General features: G+C 40.1%; 20 protein-coding genes and 1 other RNA gene. 10 read left to right on the forward strand and 11 right to left on the reverse strand.

What is annotated here, in order from left to right; genetic code table 11:
* The first annotated feature begins 13 nt into the window (after nucleotides 1–13).
* On the forward strand, nucleotides 14–1,213 hold the full coding sequence (locus tag O9316_RS03605) for a hypothetical protein (protein WP_298203659.1): 1,200 nt from the start codon (nucleotides 14–16) through the stop codon (nucleotides 1,211–1,213).
* Entirely contained in the window at nucleotides 1,214–2,266 is a 1,053-nt protein-coding gene (locus O9316_RS03610; RefSeq protein ID WP_298203660.1) for an o-succinylbenzoate synthase, read from the forward strand.
* Between the two features lie 19 nt (nucleotides 2,267–2,285).
* On the opposite strand, the gene O9316_RS03615 is transcribed toward O9316_RS03610, so the two are convergent.
* Both O9316_RS03615 and O9316_RS03620 read right to left on the reverse strand, forming a co-directional pair.
* Complete coding sequence (locus O9316_RS03615; RefSeq protein ID WP_298203661.1) at nucleotides 2,286–2,489, reverse strand: hypothetical protein; 204 nt, start codon at nucleotides 2,487–2,489, stop codon at nucleotides 2,286–2,288.
* Complete coding sequence (locus O9316_RS03620) at nucleotides 2,489–3,532, reverse strand: glutaminyl-peptide cyclotransferase (protein ID WP_298203662.1); 1,044 nt, start codon at nucleotides 3,530–3,532, stop codon at nucleotides 2,489–2,491. The genes O9316_RS03615 and O9316_RS03620 overlap by 1 nt, the downstream gene beginning before the upstream one ends.
* An 88-nt stretch (nucleotides 3,533–3,620) precedes the next feature.
* Between O9316_RS03620 and ffs the strand changes: the two genes are divergently transcribed.
* The 5 genes from ffs to fsa all read left to right on the forward strand — a co-directional run bounded on the left by ffs (nucleotide 3,621) and on the right by fsa (nucleotide 7,488).
* Nucleotides 3,621–3,719: signal recognition particle sRNA small type (gene ffs, locus O9316_RS03625), an RNA gene on the forward strand.
* A gap of 36 nt (nucleotides 3,720–3,755) precedes the next feature.
* On the forward strand, nucleotides 3,756–4,754 hold the full coding sequence (locus O9316_RS03630) for an enolase C-terminal domain-like protein (protein WP_298203663.1): 999 nt from the start codon (nucleotides 3,756–3,758) through the stop codon (nucleotides 4,752–4,754).
* 25 nt (nucleotides 4,755–4,779) lie between these two features.
* Nucleotides 4,780–5,142 carry a VOC family protein gene (locus tag O9316_RS03635; RefSeq protein ID WP_298203664.1) on the forward strand — a complete coding sequence of 121 codons (363 nt, stop codon included), beginning with the start codon at nucleotides 4,780–4,782 and terminating at the stop codon, nucleotides 5,140–5,142.
* Between the two features lie 47 nt (nucleotides 5,143–5,189).
* Nucleotides 5,190–5,993 (forward strand): SDR family oxidoreductase, encoded by an 804-nt coding sequence (locus O9316_RS03640; protein WP_298203665.1) that lies wholly within the window; start codon nucleotides 5,190–5,192, stop codon nucleotides 5,991–5,993.
* An 838-nt stretch (nucleotides 5,994–6,831) separates the two neighbouring features.
* Nucleotides 6,832–7,488, forward strand: a complete 657-nt coding sequence (fsa, locus tag O9316_RS03645; RefSeq protein ID WP_298203666.1) for a fructose-6-phosphate aldolase — start codon at nucleotides 6,832–6,834, stop codon at nucleotides 7,486–7,488.
* Between the two features lie 46 nt (nucleotides 7,489–7,534).
* On the opposite strand, the gene O9316_RS03650 is transcribed toward fsa, so the two are convergent.
* On the reverse strand, nucleotides 7,535–8,944 hold the full coding sequence (locus O9316_RS03650; RefSeq protein WP_298203667.1) for a thioredoxin-like domain-containing protein: 1,410 nt from the start codon (nucleotides 8,942–8,944) through the stop codon (nucleotides 7,535–7,537).
* A 316-nt stretch (nucleotides 8,945–9,260) separates the two neighbouring features.
* On the opposite strand from O9316_RS03650, the gene O9316_RS03655 reads away from it, so the two are divergent.
* Nucleotides 9,261–10,877, forward strand: coding sequence for an ATP-binding cassette domain-containing protein (locus O9316_RS03655; RefSeq protein WP_298203668.1), 1,617 nt, complete (start codon nucleotides 9,261–9,263; stop codon nucleotides 10,875–10,877).
* Between the two features lie 28 nt (nucleotides 10,878–10,905).
* On the opposite strand, the gene O9316_RS03660 is transcribed toward O9316_RS03655, so the two are convergent.
* On the reverse strand, nucleotides 10,906–11,787 hold the full coding sequence (locus tag O9316_RS03660; protein WP_298203669.1) for a lipid A biosynthesis acyltransferase: 882 nt from the start codon (nucleotides 11,785–11,787) through the stop codon (nucleotides 10,906–10,908).
* A 92-nt stretch (nucleotides 11,788–11,879) separates the two neighbouring features.
* Between O9316_RS03660 and O9316_RS03665 the strand changes: the two genes are divergently transcribed.
* Both O9316_RS03665 and O9316_RS03670 read left to right on the forward strand, forming a co-directional pair.
* Nucleotides 11,880–12,515, forward strand: coding sequence for a rhomboid family intramembrane serine protease (locus O9316_RS03665; protein WP_298203670.1), 636 nt, complete (start codon nucleotides 11,880–11,882; stop codon nucleotides 12,513–12,515).
* Between the two features lie 50 nt (nucleotides 12,516–12,565).
* Nucleotides 12,566–13,252, forward strand: a complete 687-nt coding sequence (locus O9316_RS03670) for an SIMPL domain-containing protein (RefSeq protein WP_298203671.1) — start codon at nucleotides 12,566–12,568, stop codon at nucleotides 13,250–13,252.
* Between the two features lie 32 nt (nucleotides 13,253–13,284).
* On the opposite strand, the gene O9316_RS03675 is transcribed toward O9316_RS03670, so the two are convergent.
* The 7 genes from O9316_RS03675 to O9316_RS03705 form a co-directional block, all read right to left on the reverse strand.
* Nucleotides 13,285–13,833 carry an N-acetylmuramoyl-L-alanine amidase gene (locus O9316_RS03675; RefSeq protein ID WP_298203672.1) on the reverse strand — a complete coding sequence of 183 codons (549 nt, stop codon included), beginning with the start codon at nucleotides 13,831–13,833 and terminating at the stop codon, nucleotides 13,285–13,287.
* A gap of 23 nt (nucleotides 13,834–13,856) precedes the next feature.
* Nucleotides 13,857–14,162 carry a hypothetical protein gene (locus O9316_RS03680; RefSeq protein ID WP_298203673.1) on the reverse strand — a complete coding sequence of 102 codons (306 nt, stop codon included), beginning with the start codon at nucleotides 14,160–14,162 and terminating at the stop codon, nucleotides 13,857–13,859.
* A gap of 455 nt (nucleotides 14,163–14,617) precedes the next feature.
* Nucleotides 14,618–15,328: a YebC/PmpR family DNA-binding transcriptional regulator gene (locus tag O9316_RS03685; protein WP_298203674.1), complete on the reverse strand. Its 711-nt coding sequence runs from the start codon at nucleotides 15,326–15,328 to the stop codon at nucleotides 14,618–14,620.
* 83 nt (nucleotides 15,329–15,411) lie between these two features.
* Nucleotides 15,412–16,494 carry a glycine cleavage system aminomethyltransferase GcvT gene (gcvT, locus tag O9316_RS03690; protein WP_298203675.1) on the reverse strand — a complete coding sequence of 361 codons (1,083 nt, stop codon included), beginning with the start codon at nucleotides 16,492–16,494 and terminating at the stop codon, nucleotides 15,412–15,414.
* 150 nt (nucleotides 16,495–16,644) lie between these two features.
* Complete coding sequence (locus tag O9316_RS03695) at nucleotides 16,645–17,304, reverse strand: response regulator transcription factor (RefSeq protein WP_298346984.1); 660 nt, start codon at nucleotides 17,302–17,304, stop codon at nucleotides 16,645–16,647.
* Nucleotides 17,305–17,311: 7 nt separating this feature from the next.
* A complete protein-coding gene (locus O9316_RS03700) occupies nucleotides 17,312–17,998 on the reverse strand; it encodes an ATP-binding protein (RefSeq protein WP_298203677.1) in 687 nt (228 codons plus the stop codon).
* Nucleotides 17,999–18,791: 793 nt separating this feature from the next.
* Nucleotides 18,792–19,490: a hypothetical protein gene (locus O9316_RS03705; protein ID WP_298203678.1), complete on the reverse strand. Its 699-nt coding sequence runs from the start codon at nucleotides 19,488–19,490 to the stop codon at nucleotides 18,792–18,794.
* Nucleotides 19,491–19,570 lie beyond the last annotated feature (80 nt).

The following is a 19,570-nucleotide window of genomic DNA, read 5'->3' on the forward strand; positions in this document are numbered from 1 at the left end:
AAAAAAGATTACCATGTATATTCGAAGTTTTCTTGTTGTATTGTTGTTTTTTGTTTCGCCATTATGGGCTCAAAAGAACAAAGGATATTGGGATGCCATGCGGACCACATCGGAAACCATTGAAGTGCGTGCCGGCGAACGAAAAATGATTAAGACCAACGCTTTTCCAGAGGGTACAACCGAGATTGTGTATCGTGTAACACTCATGGACGATAATCAAAAGTTAGCTTCGAGTTTGGTTTCTGTTCTAAAAGCAATTCCCGACCCCACAGGGATTTCTCAAGGTACTGCTGGCGCCGTTTTTCTTGCCTCTACGGTCAGTGGTAATGACAAAGCCACGTTTGCTGTTTTTTTGGATGAAAAATCTGCAAAAACCTACCTCACCACTGGAAAACCAACCCAAGCTTGTTACAGTCAACCCAATCCGATTGACAAAGAGGCCCGATTGTTATCGGCAACACACGGATGTATGAAAGATACCCCTCAAACGCTGTGGTTTGTGTTTCAAAGTGACAATTGGTTGATGAAGCAAAAAATTGTTCTTGAAGTAGTACCATGGATAGATGCCCAGGCCGCGACAGGTTGGAATGCTGACCGAAAAGCGACTTTTTTAAAAATGGCTATAAAACGTCCCATTGCGTTCTATCTCACTCAAAAAGAAACGTTTTCGGTGGCCTTATTGCAACAAGTGATGGAGCAAATGAATTTTGAAACCTACAGCCAATTGCACCCCGAAGAACGCGAATTACTTCTTGAGAAATCGGAAAAAGTGGTATTAAAGCAGCTGGGATTAGAAGCCAAGTATGCACAAAAAATTCACGACCAAGCGCTTCGTTTGTTTTTAAAAGGAAAAACCAAGGAAGGCATAGAGCAATTTGAAGCTGCACTACAATCAGGGATGCAAGACCCACAATTGTATGCGGGCTTGTCCTATTGCTATCTTCGCACGAAGCAAATGACCAAAGCAGCGGCCTTAATGGAACAAGCAACGTCTTTGTCCTCAACCGATTTGCGTCTGCAATTGGCACAAGCTCATGTGTATTTGTTTACCGATAGAGTCACAGAAGCCAAAGCATTGTATAAAAAATATGTGATGCAAAATCTTCCCGATGGAACCCCATGGAAAGTCAAGGTTCTCAGCGATATTCGCGAATTTGAACGTTCGGGATTACCCAACCAAGATTTGCCTAAAATCAAACGTTTGATGGAATAAATGGAAGCTTTTTACCTGCGATATCAAATGAATTTTATCCGTCCGGTGGGGACCTCCCGCGGGCAGATGGCATATAAAGAAACTTGGTTTTTAACCCTTGATGATGGTGTGAAAATAGGGATAGGCGAATGCGGTATGTTTCGCGGTTTGAGTATTGACGACCGACCCGATTATGAAGAAAAATTACAATGGGTTTGCGATCATATTCAATGGGGAGAAGCCGTTTTGTATGATGCGCTTCACGATTTTCCTTCCATTCAATTTGGGTTAGAAATGGCCTTTCGTTCTTTGCGTAGCTCCCATCCCGCCTTACTTTTTCCCTCCGAATTTACCGAAGGCAAAGCCGCCATTCCTATCAACGGATTGGTTTGGATGGGCGATAGGTCGTTTATGCATCGTCAGCTTTTAGATAAAATTCAAGCCGAATACCGCTGTGTCAAAATGAAAATTGGAGCACTGGATTTCCAACAAGAGTTAGGCTTACTCAGTTTTTTACGGTCGCAATTTAATGCCGAAAAATTGGAAATTCGTGTCGATGCCAATGGAGCATTTACTCCTGAAGAAGCGCTTTCAAAGTTGAAGCAACTGGCCGTTTATGAACTCCATAGTATCGAGCAACCGATTGCGCCCAATCAATGGGAAGTCATGCGCACGTTATGCCAAGAATCGCCAATCCCCATTGCCCTTGATGAAGAATTGATTGGGGTGACGGGTAGGGAGGCCAAAAAAGAATTGCTGGAAACCCTTCGTCCGCAGTATATCATTTTGAAACCCACTCTTGTCGGAGGTTTTCGTGGCAGTCTGGAGTGGATTGAATTGGCTGAATCGTTGGGCATTGGTTGGTGGATCACATCGGCTCTTGAAAGTAATATTGGATTGAATGCAATTGCCCAATGGACTTACACTTTACAATCCAGCCGACCTCAGGGATTGGGAACCGGAGCGTTGTATGCTAATAATTTTGATTGTCCTTTAGAAGTCGTTGGAGATCAATTGTTCTACCGTCCTGAACGGAATTGGGGTTTGTATGATATTCTCCCAGAATCGAACTAACTCCTAATTAGTTTTCGTTTTATTTTCGCCCAAAAATTTGCTTGGTCTCCATCGCTTGGTTTCGTTTGCATTGGGCAATAAACACATGTGCTTCTTCCTCGGTTAAATGTTGTTCATCGAATATATTTTGATGACATAACGTACAAAAGCGCGCTTTTTCGGTGGGATTTAAATCCAACCAATTTTCAGCACACGATTTAGGAATACCATTGGGCGAAGGCATTATTCAACGATTTTAATTTCAAACATCTTGTCCCATTTTTTTCCTGTGATGAAAAAGGTTTGCGTTGCAGGATTGTAAGCAATACCGTTGAGGACATCGGTTTCGGGAAGTTGCGTGATTTGTTTCAGTAACTCCGATAAATCTAAAATGGCTTCAATTGCTCCTGTGGAGGGATCGATACGAACAATAGCATTTTGTTGGTATACATTGCTGTAAATCTTACCGTTAACCCATTCGAGCTCATTCAGATTTTTAACTTTTGAATCCGAAGAATAGACCGAAATCACATCGATTACTTTGAGCGATTCGGGGTCCAAACGATAGATTTTTTCCGTCCCGTCTGATTGGTACAAATGTGTAGCATCGTGTGTTAACCCCCATCCTTCAATGGTGCGGTCGTAAGAAAACGATTTGATTTTTTGCAACGTTTGAGGGTCATAGATAAATCCGGTTTGTTCCTGCCACGTAAGTTGATACACTTTATTGTTGAAAATGGTAATGCCTTCGCCAAAATATTTTGCATCCAAAGGGGTGCTGAGCAAAGGTTTTCCTGTTTTGTAGTCGGTTTTCATCAGTTTCGATTGCCCGTATTGTCCCGTTCCTTCATACAAGATGCCTTGGTGAAACTCCAATCCTTGGGTATACGAACCAATGTCATGTGGAAATGTATTCACCACTTTATACGTTACAATTTTTGGGGTAATAGCCGATACAATTTCCAGCGATGTTGTGTCTTGAGTGGTATTGCCTTCGGCGTAAATGGCGGCAACAAGAGGGTAGGTGCCTAATTTTTTCTCGGAAATCGAGTATCGGAAAGGGGTAGTTCCTTTGGTGCTTCCAATTCGTTTTTGATTGAAGGTATACGCCACACTATCGACCTTGAGTTCATTTGGATTGGTAATTGCTAGTGAAATCGTAGCGCCAGTGGTATAGGTTGCCTTGATTTGCGACGTATCGATTCGCAATCCTGATTCGGTGGGCGCACACGAAATGACGCCGAGACTGGCTAACAAAATGATGGTGAAGGATTTAATGGTTTTCATAGTAAGGTCCTTGCATTTAATACCGCACAAATGTATTATTTATGCGCTAAAGATGTTGTAAAAAATGAAAAAGAATGTATCTTTGCCACGGCAAGTCCTACACGACCAGCTCCTGCAAAATCCTCCAGGATGGGAACATAGCAAAGGTATGCGGTTGTAGCGGTGCGATGTAGGTCGCTTGCCATTTTTTTTTGCTCTTTCTGCAACTCTTTCACACTACTTTATGGTGCTTCAATGGCATATTGTTAGGCTACAACTCAAGGAAATTTTTTCCATTAGCTATGGCCAATACGCCTATCGTGATGCCTTGATTGTTCAGTTGACCCATGCCGGAGAAACGGGCTATGGCGAATGTACAGCACTAGCTTATTATGGTATTGATTTAAAACACTTTGAGCAACTATTACTCCAGCATCAAAAAGCGATTTCCAACTTTGGATTGCATTCCCCTTCCGAATTTTATGCCTTATTAACCCAATGGCAATGGCCTAATTTTTTAAAATCGGCCTTAGATTGTGCGTACTGGGATTTAATAGGGAAGTTGGAAAAACGCTCTTTTTTGGATTGGAATGCCATTCCTACCCACCGTATTCCTCATTCAAGCTGGACGATTTCTGTGGATACGGCACCCGTTCAAATAGCAAAAATGAAAGCGTCGCATTGGCCTACTTTTAAAGTAAAATGCCATGGGTTTCAGCGGGAACAATTGGCACAATTGCTGGCTACCGATTTTAGTTTCGCCTTGGATACCAATGCGAGTTGGACTCCTGAAGATTGTATGCAGTGGATCCAAATGTCGGGTCGGCATCGCGTTCGTTATGTTGAACAACCAATGGCTACAGGGATTGCAAACTACCAACACTTATCAAAAGCTGATGGGGTACTCTGGATGGCCGATGAAGAGGCTCAAAATGAAACCGATTTGGTATTATTGGCTAACCATTATCCTGCAGTGAATGTAAAAGTTATGAAATGTGGGGGACTCACTCCGGCATTAGCCATGATTAAAGCGGCCAAAGCAATGGACTTCAAAGTGATGATTGGGTGTATGACCGAATCGACAATCGGAATCTCGGCGGGGGCTGTTTTGGCCCCGTTGTGCGATTATGCCGACCTAGACGGTTCCAATCTCATTGCTGAGGATATTGCCACGGGAACTTCGATCAATACAGGAGTGATTGAATTATCAACCGATCCGGGCTTAGGTATTCGGTGGAAATAAGTATCTTTAACTCAAAATAAATTTCATGAGATTTGAACCCATTGTCCCATTAATTTGGACGCATGATTTGAACGAAACTGTCGCTTTTTACACTGAAAAATTAGGTTTCCATTTGGGTAATTACAGTGAAGAATGGGGCTGGGCTACCCTACATCGCGACGCGTGTGAATTGATGGTTTCTCGACCCACGACGCAAACCCGTTTTGAACATCCGTTTTTCACGGGAACCTTTTATATTAAAACCGATGATGTCACCGCATTATGGAATCAAGTCAAGGATTTGGTAAACGTAGCGTATCCCATGGAGGACTTTGATTGGGGCATGCGGGAGTTTGCCATTTATGACAACAATCATTATATTTTACAATTTGGACAAGAATTGGAATAAAAAATACCCACAAAGGGCAACTACACATTTATTATAGCAAAAGGGTTATGCAAAAAGTGGTTTTGATTACCGGAGCTTCCTCGGGCATTGGAAAAGCGATTGGAACATTTTTACACGAAAAGGGTTATCACGTCTTTGGAACGAGTCGCCAACCAGAAAAGTATCCTCATTCCGAATTTCCTTTGGTTCCCATGGAGGTTCGTGACGTTTCCAGTATCCAAGCGGCCGTTGCTCGTGTTTTGGCTCAGACAGGACGTATCGATGTGGTGATCAACAATGCTGGGGTAGGCATTACAGGACCGATAGAAGAGATACCGACCGAAGAAATTCGCCAAAATTTTGAAACGAACCTGTTTGGACCGATTGAAGTGATGAAAGCGGTTTTACCTTCCATGCGTGCCCAACATTCGGGCTTGATTATCAATATCACATCGATAGCGGGGTATATGGGATTGCCGTATCGCGGGGTCTACTCGGCTTCAAAAGGTGCGTTAGAACTCATTACAGAAGCGGTAAGTATGGAAGTAAAATGTTTTGGAATAAAGGTGACCAATGTAGCGCCAGGCGATTTTGCGACCAACATCGCTGCCGGCAGGTATCATGCCCCCGTAGTGGCAGGTTCGGCGTATGAAACAACCTATGGCAAGACTTTGGCCGCAATGAACGCACATGTGGATTCGGGCAGTGATCCGCGCGAAATGGCCCAAGCAATTTATACCATTATGCAGGCCAAACAGCCTAAATTACATTACAAGATAGGTGCCTTTATGCAACGGTTCTCGATCGTCTTGAAACGGGTATTGCCCGATCGGGTGTATGAGAAAATGCTAATGAAGCATTATGAGTTGTGAGTGACTAGTTGCCAATTACACAATTTCCAATGTTTTTAATTCCAAATTTCAATTTCCAAATTCCAAATTTTTAAATTCCAAATTGCAAATTGCAAATTCCAAATTCCAAATACCAAATACCAAATTCCAAATACCAAATTGCAAATACCAAATTCCAAAATCTTAAATTCCAAATTCCAAAATTTTAAATTCCAAAAGTCTAACGACTAACGACTAATCACTACTCACCCCCAGAGTTTCGGGGCTAATTAATCAAATTCCAATATTTTAAATTCCAAAATCTTAAATTCCAAATTCCAAATTGCAAATTCCAAATACCAAATTCCAAATACCAATATTTTAAATTCCAAAATCTTAAATTCCAAATACCAATATTTTAAATTCCAAAATCTTAAATTCCAAATTCCAAAATTTTAAATTCCAAAATCTTAAATTCCAAATTCCAATTTTTAAAATTCCAAAAGTCTAACGACTAACGACTAACGACTAACGACTAACGACTAACGACTAACGACTAACGACTAACGACTAACGACTAACGACTAACGACTAACGACTAAAGTCTAAAGTCTAAAGTCTAAAGTCTAAAGTCTAAAGTCTAAAGTCTAACGACTAAAGTCTAAAGTCTAAAGTCTAACGACTAATCACTTAAATTCCAACAAAATTTCCTCAATCAAATTCGGTGTTGTATTTTTGCAGTGTTGCGCTAGGGATGGAGGGATTGTTGAAGCTCACCCGAGGTGACGAGGGTAGCGACTCCCGACAGCCCGACCCCGGAAGCATGGAGGGGAAGCGCCCGAAATAGATTATGTAAACACAACTTTTTTACTAGTATACTATGAAGTTTTTTATTGACACGGCGAATTTGAATGAGATTCGTGAAGCCCAATCGTTGGGGATTTTGGATGGTGTAACGACCAATCCTTCGTTGATGGCCAAAGAGGGGATTACGGGTTTGGACAATATTTTGAAGCACTATGTGGCCATTTGTAACATTGTGGAGGGTGACGTAAGTGCCGAAGTGAATGCCACAGAGTATGAAGGTATGGTGCGTGAAGGCGAGCAATTGGCCGATTTGCATCCGCAGATCGTGGTAAAATTACCGATGACCAAGGACGGTGTGCGTGCGTGTAAATATTTTTCGGACAAAGGCATCAAAACTAACGTAACGCTGGTGTTCTCGGCGGGTCAAGCCTTGTTGGCTGCCAAAGCGGGGGCAACCTATGTTTCACCGTTTGTAGGTCGTTTGGATGATATTTCCACCGACGGGTTGAACCTCATTCAGGAGATCCGAGAAATCTATGATAATTATGGTTTTGAGACTGAAATTTTAGCCGCTTCTGTGCGTCATACCATGCACGTGGTGAATTGTGCGAAAATTGGCGCTGATGTGATGACGGGACCGTTGTCGGCCATTCTGGGCTTGTTAAAACATCCGCTGACCGACATCGGGTTGGCGCAGTTTATTGCCGATTACCAAAAAGGAAATTCGTAACTCTCGATACGCTACAAAAAAGCCCTGATCTTTGTCAGGGCTTTTTTTATTGTAAATCTTCCTCAAATCGGATATCAAACATATTGGTGAATCCGTTTTTAATCGTCAGGTCTTTATTGATAATCATGGTGCGATGTACTTTGGTAATGGCCCATTTGTTTTTGATTTCTTCAAAATCGGAGCAATGGTATTGACGAATAGGACCAAAGGAATACTTCGTGAGGGCTTCTTTCCAAGTGTTCGGATTTTTATCCAAATTTATGGCAATGAACTCGTAATTGGGATATTTCTTTTGCAATTCCAAAGCCTTTTTGTGCGCGGCAACGAGGTGGGAATTTAATTCATCGCTCCAGAAAAACAAAATGGTGTTTTTGGTGATTAGCGAAGACGAGTTAACGTTTTTACCTGCCGTATCGAGTAAGGTCACTGAAGGTAATTTTTTGCCATCGGTGAGTTGGTTAATCGCTTTTCCTAGTTTTAAGATTTCATTTTTCTTACTCTTGTCCGTGGCGATTTTGTAATAATGTTTTAAAAATTCTTGGTTGTTGACCATGTTTTGGTCTTCCAATAAGTATTGAAAGGCAATGCTGTTCACGACAATATTTTTGACCTTTTCGTTCTTGATAAGCGTATCAGCAATTTTGAGTTTGTTGACATTGGTTTTTAACGCCAAATCGACTTCCGAAAAATGATTGTGGTAATGAATCGACCCAACATTGTTGAGCATGTAGTTGAGGTACATGACAAACGGACTGAAATCGGTCATTTTTTCATCACTAAAATCGATGGTTTTTCGAAAATCATAGTAATCCTTTGGAAGCGATTTACTTACGTCATTGCCAGTGCGCATTTTGTGCACGATGGGATAAATTTCTTTTCGGGTGTAGTGGGGGAAAAGATACATGCCTTGGGCGTAGACATCAAACTCATCATTCCATTTGATTTCCTCTTTTTTGGATTTGTAAAAAGCAATATTGTCTGCATTGACTTTGTTGATGTAGGAAAGAAATTTGGAGGCATTGTAATCCAAAACGTCAAAAATCTTATTTTTTTCTTTTTCGTTTCGAAGATACATTTCCATCAAGAAATTGTTCTTTTGATCGCCTCGACCACAAAAGATAATGGATTGATCAAAATCTTTGGAATCAATATGAACCCGAAGGGAATCGTTTTTGTCAAAATAAACGTATTGGTACTCTGGCTCGTGTTTGAATGTATACAAGCCGGGCGCTAAGGAGTCAAATTTGACAAAAAACGTATTGTCTGCTTTTAACGGAAGCGTGTCCAATACCACATTGTTTTGGCAAAAGAGGACATAACGCGATTGCGGATTTTCAACTTCACCGCCAAAATACGCCACATAGTTGTCGGCATCGAACTCTTTTTTACAGGAGGTCAATACAGAAAGTGCTACCGCAGCTAGGACACTATACGTTGAGGCAATTTTGAAATTCATCTACAGTTCTGTTGTAATTCGCAAATGTATTTAGTACCCGTGCAATATATTGTTAACCATTAGTTAAAAGTGAAGCCCACTCCATTGGCTGCCTTTTTGATTGTGATACAAGTTAGGATTATCAGCGGAAGAGGTCAAAGTCTCCTTTTGTTTAGATTGATATTAATAGTGATAGTAAGGGTGTTTTTTTGGGGATTTTTCCAACGAGCAATTGACTTTTTCTACACGTCTTGAAGGATAAAAAAACCATTGCGTACGGTGGGTAAAGTCGCCCTATTTGCTTACTTTTGCACCGAATTTAAAATCCACTTGTTACATGTTAACTGTATCTAATTTATCCGTTCAGTTTGGAAAACGAATTTTGTTTGATGAAGTGAATACTTCGTTTACTCTAGGGAACTGTTACGGAATTATTGGTGCCAATGGTGCCGGAAAGTCTACGTTTTTAAAAATTTTAGCAGGTGATATGGACCCTACGTCGGGACGCGTGATATTGGAGCCGGGGAAACGGATGTCCGTTTTGAATCAGAACCACAACATGTTTGACGAACATACGGTGTTGGAAACCGTGTTGATGGGGAATAAAGTGCTTCATGCGATTAAAACCGAAATGGATGCGTTGTATGCCGATTATTCGGATGAAAATGCTGATCGTATAGGGGAGTTGCAAATTCAGTTTGACGAGATGAACGGTTGGAATGCCGACAGTGATGCGGCTGCCTTATTGTCCAATTTGGGTATTGGTTCAGAGTTTCATTATACGTTGATGGCGGAGATGGAAGGGAAGTTAAAAGTGCGTGTCCTTTTGGCACAAGCATTATTTGGGAACCCCGATGTGTTGATTATGGACGAGCCGACCAATGATTTGGACTTTGAAACGATTGGTTGGTTGGAAAACTTTTTGGCGAACTATGAAAATACAGTTATTGTGGTTTCGCACGACCGCCACTTTTTGGATGCGGTATGTACCCATATTTCAGATATTGATTTTGGAAAAATAACCCACTACTCTGGGAATTACACCTTTTGGTATGAATCGAGTCAGTTAGCTGCCAAACAACGGGCACAACAAAACAAGAAAGCAGAAGAAAAGAAGGCAGAGTTGGAGGAGTTTATTCGCCGTTTTAGTGCAAATGTGGCCAAATCAAAGCAGGCGACCTCACGTAAGAAAATGTTGGAAAAGCTCAACTTGGACGAGATTAAGCCTTCAAGTCGTCGTTATCCTGCCATTATTTTTGAACAAGAACGGGAGGCAGGTGATCAGATTTTGAACATCCAAAATTTAGCGGCCTCGATCGACGGTGAGGTTTTATTTCAAAATGTCGATTTAAACATGGCGAAAGGCGATAAAATTGTAGTCTTTTCAAAAGATTCTCGCGCCACTACTGCTTTTTATGAAATCTTGAACGGTCATTTGCAAGCCGATTCGGGGACCTATGAATGGGGTGTGACCACGATTCAATCGTACTTACCCAATGATAATCATGCGTTTTTTCAATCGGATATTAATTTAGTCGACTGGTTACGTCAATGGGCCAAAACCGAGGAAGAGCGTGATGAAGTTTATGTACGTGGCTTTTTGGGGAAAATGATTTTCTCGGGCGAGGAAGCGCTAAAAAAATGTAATGTATTGTCTGGAGGCGAGAAAGTGCGCTGTATGTTGTCGCGCATGATGATGCTTCGGGCTAATGTGTTAATGCTTGACGAGCCCACCAATCATTTGGATTTGGAATCGATTACGGCGTTTAACAATTCTTTGAAGAACTTCAAAGGGTCGGTGTTGTTTACTACCCATGACCATGAATTTGCGCAAACGGTAGCTACTCGGGTGCTCGAACTCACGCCGCAGGGCGCTATCGACCGTTACATGACCTTTGACGATTACCTGGATGATCCCAAAATAAAAGAGTTACGGGCAAAGATGTATACCTAAATAAAAATCCCGAGTAATCGGGATTTTTTTATGAGACTCTTTTTTTATGCTTCCAGCGTTTATGCGTCCACATATAGTATTCGGGTTGTTCCAATATTTGCGCCTCTACCTTGGCCATGAAGGCTTCTGATAGTTTGTAATCGGGAACTTCTTGCACGTTGTCGGAAAGGATTTCAAAAGTGCCTTCGTAATAGCCTCGTTTCACTTTTCGCACTTTTAAAAAAAGGACATTCATGTCGTACTGTTTGGCCAAGGATTCAGCACCAATATGAATGGGTGTTTCGATCCCCATGAAATGATGCCAATATAAGTTTGTTTCACTCCAACGCGGCGTTTGATCACTGGCAAAACCATACAGTCCTAAAACACCTTCGCGGGCATTTTTTTCGATGGTAGGTTTGGTTTCTTTGGTGGTAATAAGATAGGCTTTGTAGCGCGACCGGATTTTTTTGACCAAGCGATCAAAGTAGGGATTGGCTATACGTTTGTAAATGGCAAAGCCCTTAAATCGCGTATAATAATTCATTGAAATCACCCACTCATAGCTTGCATAGTGGCCACACATTAAGGCAATACTTTTTCCTTTTTCCTCAAGCGCATGATATACATCCATATTGGTAAAGGTGAACCGTCTCTCCATGGTTTTTCGTGAAATCGATAAGGTTTTTATCATTTCCAAAAACATATCACACAAATGCTGAAACGATTTTTTCTCAATGTGCAAACGTTCGGCTTCACTGAGATGAGGCAATGCCAAAGCGAGATTACGTCGAACGGCCTTTTTACGATACCCAATCACCCGGTAAAGCAAAAAATAGACACCATCCGACAACAGGTATAAAAGCGGAAAAGGCAATTTGGAAATCAACCAAATTATCGGATATATGAGGAGATAGGCAAGAAATTGCATGCTTTAAATTTGTGCAAATATAAAGGGTTTCCTTAAGATTTTATTTCGAATTAACAATTCTTAAGTTTGTATTTTTACCCAAAATTAGAATTATGATTGTACTGTATGTCTTGATTGGAGTCACTGCGTTGATCAGTTGGAAAGGGTGGGAGGATACCTCTTTTTTCCGCAAATACATGTTTCATGTGGGCAGTATTCGCGCTGGGGAGCATTTCCGAATGGTAACTTCTGGGTTTTTGCATGGCGACCTCATGCATTTGGCTTTCAATATGATTTCTCTGTATTTTTTTGCGCCAATAGTGATATATCAGTTGGGTTTGTACACGTTCTTATTTTTATATGGCGCTAGTTTGTTGGTGGGAAGTATGTTGACTTTAGCCTTGTACAAAAATCAGTACCATTATACGGCCATTGGCGCTTCGGGAGCGGTAACTGGAATTATTTACGCGGCAATTTTACTCAATCCCGATATGGAGTTGTATTTATTTTTTATACCTATTCCCATCAAAGCCTATTTATTCGGAATTGGTTATTTGTTGTATTCTATTTATGGGATGAAAGCGCAAAATGATGGTATTGGCCATGCGGCTCATTTTGGCGGAGCAATGGCAGGATTGTTTTTTACGTTGCTTAAAGCACCTCAATTACTTTTTAAACAACCCCTTTTGGTCGCTGGGTTGGTATTACCTATCGTTATTCTTTTTTTTATTGAAAGAAAGCGAAAATAATAAAGGCATAACTTTTGCAGTCGAAACAAAAACCTAAAAAAATAACTATCATGAGAAAAATTATTGCCCTATGGCTGCTAAGCTTTGGATTATTTGCCCAAGCGCAAGACATAAAATCCCTTCCTCAAATCACAGTTTCAGGGGAAGGTAAAATGAAAGTAGTTCCTGATTACGCCGTTATTTCTTTTGGGGTTGAAACCCAAGGAAAAGAGGCAGCAGAAGTAAAGAAGATTAATGATGCAACGGTAGATGGCGTATTGCGTTTTTTGAAAAAGTTTGGGTTAGCTGCCCACGACATGCAAACTACGAGGGTTCATTTAGGGCGTATATACACCGGTGAAAAGAATAAATTCAACTACCAAGCCATTCAAAATTTACAAGTTACTTTGCGAGATATCAAACAATACGATGCTTTGGTGATGGGATTGGTCGATCAAGGGATTAATGCCCTTTCGGGGGTTGAATTTAAAGCAACCAAGCTGGAGGAATACAAAACACAAGTTCGCAAACTGGCTACTCAAGATGCTTTAAAACGCGCACAAGATTACACGGCTCCCTTACAGCAAAAAGTGGGAAAAGCGCATCAAATCTCAGAAACAGGGTCTGTTTTTTTTCCAACGGTGCAACGTGCAGAAGGGTTTTTTGCCAAAGAAGCCAATGCCTTACCGCAAGAAACGTTTGCCATTGGTGAAATCGAAATTACAGCACAGGTGACGATCAGTTTTGTGTTGGAATAGCGCTCATGCTATAGAAAACTTCATTTCAAAAATCAATATACGCGCTCGGGAAGGTAAACAGCATCGAGAAATGCTTTCCATTGCAGGGCATCCATGATTAGGTCGGGTTGGATTTGTTTAACCATTTCAAAGGGGCGAACGATTTGGTGTCTTTGTAGCGTATACTTTTGAATCAAATGCTGCACAAGGGGAAGTGCATTTTGTAAAACTTTTTGGGGGATGGAACCCTCTGCGGCACAGAGTTCGATGCCCAAGGTAACATTATTGGCCGATTTTTCGTTTCCCATAAATTGTCGGGCTAAAGGGGTATAATTGTAAAAGGCCGCACCTACATGATATCCTGCTTCTGTTTCAGGAAGGGTTTGCACAATAGTGTTTTCGTTAATGATATAATGCGGCGCATACCGAATCAATTGACGCTCTGTGTTGTACCGTCGTTCATTCATAAACCGTAACCGATCGTCTAATGATTTGGTGGTCGAATACGGTAAAGAGCGATGAATAACCAAAGCATTCACACTGGCAATAAGCCTTCCCGAACGATTATAACCTCCCAAATGCTGTGTGTCGATGGCAACCATAGGAAATTGATTTGGAATTATGATTAAAATGTAGCTCCTTGCTTTTCTTTATCCTGCCCAATCCCGCGAACTTTTTGAAACGCTAAGGGAAAAAAAGCACCCAACAACAGCGGAATAATCTCAAAAGTAGTGGTGGGAGCATGTTGAACAATGAGAATTTCTGATACACCACCGATGAGAAGACTGACTATAAGCGCTTTGGCAGCTTGAATACTATCGTTGGTAGAGAATTTGGATTGCTGTAAAGCGCACAAGAAATAATGAATAGACAAGTAAAGACCTTGACCTAGCATTCCCATTATCGCCCCCGTTATTATTGCACATACCATACGTATTGGTTTAAAAAATTTTTCCTAAGCGTTGGTTTGTTTTTTTTCTTTTCGGTAGTTTGGGTACGACGTAAGGGTCCGAAGACCCTCACTTACCCAAGGCGTATAAATCGAATAATGGCTTGCGTGACAAAATGGAATTGTTATCATGTTTGTCATTGTTATTGCAATATTACTACCCCTATTTTGAATAATCTCTAGGGTTTTTCCTGACATTTCAAAGTATTTTTCCTGTACTTCTGGGGGAAAAATACCGAAATACAGGGGAAAAATACCAAATCCTTTGTAAATCAATAAATTAAGGGTGTAATTTTTGGGCGTATTTTTTAGTTTGTCCCTTTTGCTGGTATATGTTATTAGGGCTTCATCCTAAAATTTTAACATTTATACGGCACTTAAAAAATAAAAAAAACCAACCGGTAGGGTTGGTTTTATAGTATAAAAAGCATAAAATTTTATTCTTGCATCGTGTGATACACATTCATCACATCGTCATCTTCTTCAATTTTTTCCAATAATTTTTCTACATCTGCAATTTGTTCTGGCGTTAATTCTTTTGTGACTTGCGGAATACGCTCAAAACCGGAAGATAAAATTTCAATACTGCGGCTTTCTAATTCTTTTTGAATAGCGCCAAAACTTTCAAAAGGCGCATACATAACAATACCATCTTCGTCGGCGAAAATTTCTTCTACCCCAAAATCAATCATTTCCAATTCTAATTCTTCAATATCTTGTCCTGTATTGGGTATTCTAAAGTTGCAAGTGTGATCAAACATGAACTCAACCGAACCTTGGGTGCCTAGCGCCCCGTTACATTTATTAAAATAACTACGGATATTGGCTACGGTGCGGTTATTGTTGTCGGTAGCCGTTTCAATTAAAATGGCAATTCCATGGGGTGCATACCCTTCAAACAAAACTTCCTTATAGTTGGCCGTGTCTTTATCGGATGCTTTTTTAATAGCACGTTCTACATTTTCTTTGGGCATGTTTGCCGCCTTGGCGTTTTGAATTACGGCGCGTAAACGAGCGTTGGTTTCTGGATTGGGGCCACCCTCTTTTACCGCAATAACAATATCTTTACCAATACGAGTAAATGTTTTGGCCATAGCAGACCAACGTTTCATTTTTCGGGCTTTTCTAAATTCAAATGCTCTTCCCATAGGAATTCTTCTTTAGCAGTTAATTATTTTTTGAGGACAAATTTACAGGATATGATCAATTTTGCCTTTATTTTTTTGTGTACTTATTTTTTGTAAAATGGGAGTTTAACCACTTGGGCGGCCACTTGATTGTTTCTGATTTTTATATAAATTTCAGACCCCGCAGCAGCAAATTCAGTAGCTACATATCCCATACCAATACCTTTGCCCAAGGAGGGTGCCATCGTACCTGATGTCACGATTCCAATGGCATTTCCATCGGCATCAACAATTTCATAATCATGTCGTGGAATCCCGCGTTCTGTCAATTCAAATCCAACCAATTTTCGGGTTACGCCTTGTTCTTTTTGCGCTTTTAATGCTTCATGATTGGTAAAATTCTTGGTGAATTTTGTAATCCAACCCAAGCCAGCTTCAATAGGCGATGTGGTGTCATTGATATCGTTGCCATACAGACAGAATCCCATTTCAAGACGTAATGTGTCTCGAGCGGCGAGTCCTATGGGTTTGATTCCATAAGAGGCGCCAGCTTCAAATACCTTATGCCAAAGCGTTTCAGCGTCTTCATTTTTACAATAGACTTCAAATCCGCCTGATCCTGTATACCCTGTAGCAGAGATGATTACATTTTCAATACTAGCAAAGGTACCTATTTCAAAGTGGTAGTATTTGATGTTGGCTAAGTCAATAGTTGTTAACGACTGCATGGCTTCGACGGCTTTCGGACCTTGGATGGCAAGAAGTGAATAGGTATCCGAAAGATTTTCCATCGCGGCTCCATCGGTATTGTGTTGGGCAATCCAATCCCAATCTTTTTCAATATTAGAAGCATTAACCACCAATAAATAGCTCATTTCACCCAGTCGATATACAATTAAATCATCGACTATACCTCCAGTTGCATTGGGCATACACGAATATTGAGCACGTCCAATGTCAAGTGTTGCTGCATCGTTAGTAGTCACACGTTGAATTAAGTCGAGTGCTTTGGGACCCGAAAGTAGAAATTCACCCATGTGCGACACGTCAAAAACGCCCACTCCGTTGCGAACGGTTTCATGTTCGGCATTGACGCCCTCGTATTGTACAGGCATGTTGTATCCAGCAAACGGAACCATTTTGGCGCTTAATTGGATATGAATGGGAGTTAAAGCTGTATTTTTCATCCGATGATTGTTAGTTTGTGGCGCAAAAATACAAAATTAGCTTCCAAGTTAAGAGGTACTTTTTTGATTATTTCAAGGCAGAAATAGCCCAAAAAAAACCAAACGTTCAAGCGACAAGTTTGGTTTGCTAGGGTATAAAAAAATGTTTTGTTATAAAAAGGGTTCCGTTAAACGATGTTTATAGGAAAACAAGACTAAGCCTACTTTGGAACGAATTTGAAATCGGTCAAATAAGGTAGTGCGATAGGCATCAATGGTTTTTCCACTTACTTCCATAATTTTGGCCATTTGGTCATAAGTGAGTTCTCTCTCGTCGCAAACCAAGGTAAGAAATTCCAACTCTTTATCGGTCATTTCGAAGGTAATGGGGAGCTCTTCATTTTTTCGAACGTCATAATTCTTAATCCGATTCAGAATTTCTGTGACGTTGGTATATCCAAAATTGATGATGTTATCGATGGCAAATTTTAAATCGGCTGCCGAACAATTTTTATGTAAAAATCCACGTGCTCCATGGTGGTAGGCGTCGTCAATGATTTGTTCGTCTATGTGTTGTGTGAGCAGCAATACTTTGTATTCCCCTGTTTTCTTTTCCAACTCTTGCAACACTTCAATCCCATTTTTATGGGGCATGGAGTAAACCAAGATATACATGTCGGGAATAGGAACTAGGGGTAAAGACTCTAGGAATTGATCGCCATCATCAAATTCATGGACGACCTGATATTCACCGAGGCGTTGAATGAGTTCTTTGAGACCTTGGCGAACGATGGCATGATCATCGATTAAGCAAATGCGGATGGGTTCCATAGGCGTATTAATTGCGTTGTAGGGTTATTTGTGTTCCACGTCCCGGTTTGGAATCAATGATAAGCGAACATTGTATTAATTCTGCTCGTTTTTTCATATTGACCAAACCTAAAGATAGCGTTTTTGTAGTTACATCAAATCCTTTCCCGTCATCCTCAATTTGCAGGCGAAACTTGGGTTGTGCGGCTAATTGCACACGGATAGTTTTCGCCCGGGCATGTTTGATGCAATTGTTTATCGATTCTTGAAAGATACGATAAATAATTAACTTTTCATCATCTTTCAAAAAGGGTTGCGCATCACCCAAATCCATTTCAAATTGGATATTGCTATTTTTTTGCAAGCGTTCCATTTCGGTTCGAATGGCTTTGGCTACATCCTGTTGTAAGACCAATTGACTGTTGAGCGAGTGACTAATACTGCGCACAGATTGTGACAATCGCTTTAACGACTCACTCAGACTTTCTAGACGTTCGGATTGTTCCGGATGGTCGTATTTGTAATTCTCTATTTGAAAATTTAAAGCCGTAATTTGTTGCCCTGCATCGTCGTGCAAATCACGCGAGATATTTTGTAAAACCTGTTCTTGGGTTTCAATGATGGTTTGCGTAATGTTGCGTTGAAACTCGAGGTCTTTTTCAAACAGTTGTTGGGTGTATTTTTTTACTTTCCCAATATGCATTCGCGCCAGCATTATACTAAATGTGGTGATAAGGCTTATAAAAATTAAGCAGATAAGGATTCCAATGGCAAGACTGTAATTACTCATAAGATATAATAGGTGCTATTCTTCGGTAATGACTCGTTTGTGATTGCGGTATTCGATGTAAATGTACCATAAAAGGAGCGAGTAGCTTATAAAATTGATGTAATTCGTTGTGATAGTATATAAGTCTATGTTTTTATAGATTTTCACTTTTTGAAGATTTACATCAACAAAAGCAAAAATTAAGGAAAGTCCCAAAAACATGAAGATTGGGGAACTTATTAGTCGATATTCATTACTGAATAAATAGACAAACTCCTCATTTTTTAATTTTTGAAAACTCAAGATGAAAAATAGAAGTATGTAAAGTAAGGAACCCATACAAAATATATATGATTTAAATTCATCATTTTTTTGAAAAAAAATGATATCCATTACAATAAAAATAATAAAAATGAAAAGTGAATATCTAAATGCTTTTATCAAACCCAAATTTAAATGGAGAATATATAACCATAGGGGAAATGTAAGGATTATTGTAATATCGTAAATCAAACTTGTGAGTCGATTTCTCAGTTCATCCGCTAAACCTAAGGCATCAGTTTTAATAATTGTCGTGCTCAATTCAGTAAATACATACAAAAGCAAAATCGTCATTAAAATTTTACTAATCTTTTTGCTTGAGGGTAAAAGAAAAATTGCAGTTGTAAAAACAAAGGTTTCAAACCACATAATAAATTTCAAATCACCAAAAGTTTCAATAATAACTTTAGTAAGCATTTTATTTTATTGCTGCTGCCTTTGATTTTTGATTATTTAAAATATCAAATCCGTGTCCTCCTGAGAAATCATAAAACCCTTCCAAATTTTCATAAACAACTTTAAACGCTACGGTGCTTTTATCGTTGGTATTGGTGACTTTGGTAAAATAGAATTTTACCTCTTCAAGATTTTCCATTGCGCCATCCATAGCATGCAATAGGGCTTGGAAAAAGGGTATTGAAAAACATAAATTTTCATTGGAATAATTGGTTATCAAGTCAAGTTGCTTGGGAATACCATTGGTGTCCGTGACAACTTGTACATAATTGGGATAGAAGGTTTCATCAAAATCGCCAACCATTTTTGTCAATGAGGCTCCATCGATACCGTAAAATTCACTTTGGCCAATGGCAGTATTGATTTGGGTTTTATAATCTGTGTTGTCCAATTCATGACCCAAAAGAATAAATGAATAACTATCAATAAAACTGATATTAGCCACATGATTAGTGAGCCATTGCGATAACACGGAAAACTGATTACTGATCAAACTTAGGTCGACAACATAATACGTGGGAACAGTGGGATTGGGAAGGACATTGCTGGCAAGATAAGCCGTATTAGTGGCTGCCCAGGCCGCATTGACAGTGGCTCCATCAATAATAATAATGTTTTCAGGATCGGCAATGTGTTGGGTTAAGTTTTGAGCGAGGTTCATACGAATGGTGTTTTAGGTTAGGAGTTGATTTTATTTGTGTCACAAATTTGACCAATGAAGAGGTAAAATCCTATAGGAAA

This window comes from Flavobacterium sp., from assembly GCF_027533505.1.
Lineage (GTDB): Bacteria > Bacteroidota > Bacteroidia > Flavobacteriales > Flavobacteriaceae > Flavobacterium.

What these genes read in the sequence shown, in the direction of transcription:
- O9316_RS03605 (WP_298203659.1), top strand. Translation starts at nt 14, where the DNA reads ATGTATATTCGAAGTTTTCTTGTTGTATTGTTGTTTTTTGTTTCGCCA.
- O9316_RS03610 (WP_298203660.1), top strand. Translation starts at nt 1,214, where the DNA reads ATGGAAGCTTTTTACCTGCGATATCAAATGAATTTTATCCGTCCGGTG.
- O9316_RS03615 (WP_298203661.1), bottom strand. Translation starts at nt 2,489, where the DNA reads ATGCCTTCGCCCAATGGTATTCCTAAATCGTGTGCTGAAAATTGGTTG.
- O9316_RS03620 (WP_298203662.1), bottom strand. Translation starts at nt 3,532, where the DNA reads ATGAAAACCATTAAATCCTTCACCATCATTTTGTTAGCCAGTCTCGGC.
- O9316_RS03630 (WP_298203663.1), top strand. Translation starts at nt 3,756, where the DNA reads ATGGTGCTTCAATGGCATATTGTTAGGCTACAACTCAAGGAAATTTTT.
- O9316_RS03635 (WP_298203664.1), top strand. Translation starts at nt 4,780, where the DNA reads ATGAGATTTGAACCCATTGTCCCATTAATTTGGACGCATGATTTGAAC.
- O9316_RS03640 (WP_298203665.1), top strand. Translation starts at nt 5,190, where the DNA reads ATGCAAAAAGTGGTTTTGATTACCGGAGCTTCCTCGGGCATTGGAAAA.
- fsa (WP_298203666.1), top strand. Translation starts at nt 6,832, where the DNA reads ATGAAGTTTTTTATTGACACGGCGAATTTGAATGAGATTCGTGAAGCC.
- O9316_RS03650 (WP_298203667.1), bottom strand. Translation starts at nt 8,944, where the DNA reads ATGAATTTCAAAATTGCCTCAACGTATAGTGTCCTAGCTGCGGTAGCA.
- O9316_RS03655 (WP_298203668.1), top strand. Translation starts at nt 9,261, where the DNA reads ATGTTAACTGTATCTAATTTATCCGTTCAGTTTGGAAAACGAATTTTG.
- O9316_RS03660 (WP_298203669.1), bottom strand. Translation starts at nt 11,787, where the DNA reads ATGCAATTTCTTGCCTATCTCCTCATATATCCGATAATTTGGTTGATT.
- O9316_RS03665 (WP_298203670.1), top strand. Translation starts at nt 11,880, where the DNA reads ATGATTGTACTGTATGTCTTGATTGGAGTCACTGCGTTGATCAGTTGG.
- O9316_RS03670 (WP_298203671.1), top strand. Translation starts at nt 12,566, where the DNA reads ATGAGAAAAATTATTGCCCTATGGCTGCTAAGCTTTGGATTATTTGCC.
- O9316_RS03675 (WP_298203672.1), bottom strand. Translation starts at nt 13,833, where the DNA reads ATGGTTGCCATCGACACACAGCATTTGGGAGGTTATAATCGTTCGGGA.
- O9316_RS03680 (WP_298203673.1), bottom strand. Translation starts at nt 14,162, where the DNA reads ATGGTATGTGCAATAATAACGGGGGCGATAATGGGAATGCTAGGTCAA.
- O9316_RS03685 (WP_298203674.1), bottom strand. Translation starts at nt 15,328, where the DNA reads ATGGGAAGAGCATTTGAATTTAGAAAAGCCCGAAAAATGAAACGTTGG.
- gcvT (WP_298203675.1), bottom strand. Translation starts at nt 16,494, where the DNA reads ATGAAAAATACAGCTTTAACTCCCATTCATATCCAATTAAGCGCCAAA.
- O9316_RS03695 (WP_298346984.1), bottom strand. Translation starts at nt 17,304, where the DNA reads ATGGAACCCATCCGCATTTGCTTAATCGATGATCATGCCATCGTTCGC.
- O9316_RS03700 (WP_298203677.1), bottom strand. Translation starts at nt 17,998, where the DNA reads ATGCTGGCGCGAATGCATATTGGGAAAGTAAAAAAATACACCCAACAA.
- O9316_RS03705 (WP_298203678.1), bottom strand. Translation starts at nt 19,490, where the DNA reads ATGAACCTCGCTCAAAACTTAACCCAACACATTGCCGATCCTGAAAAC.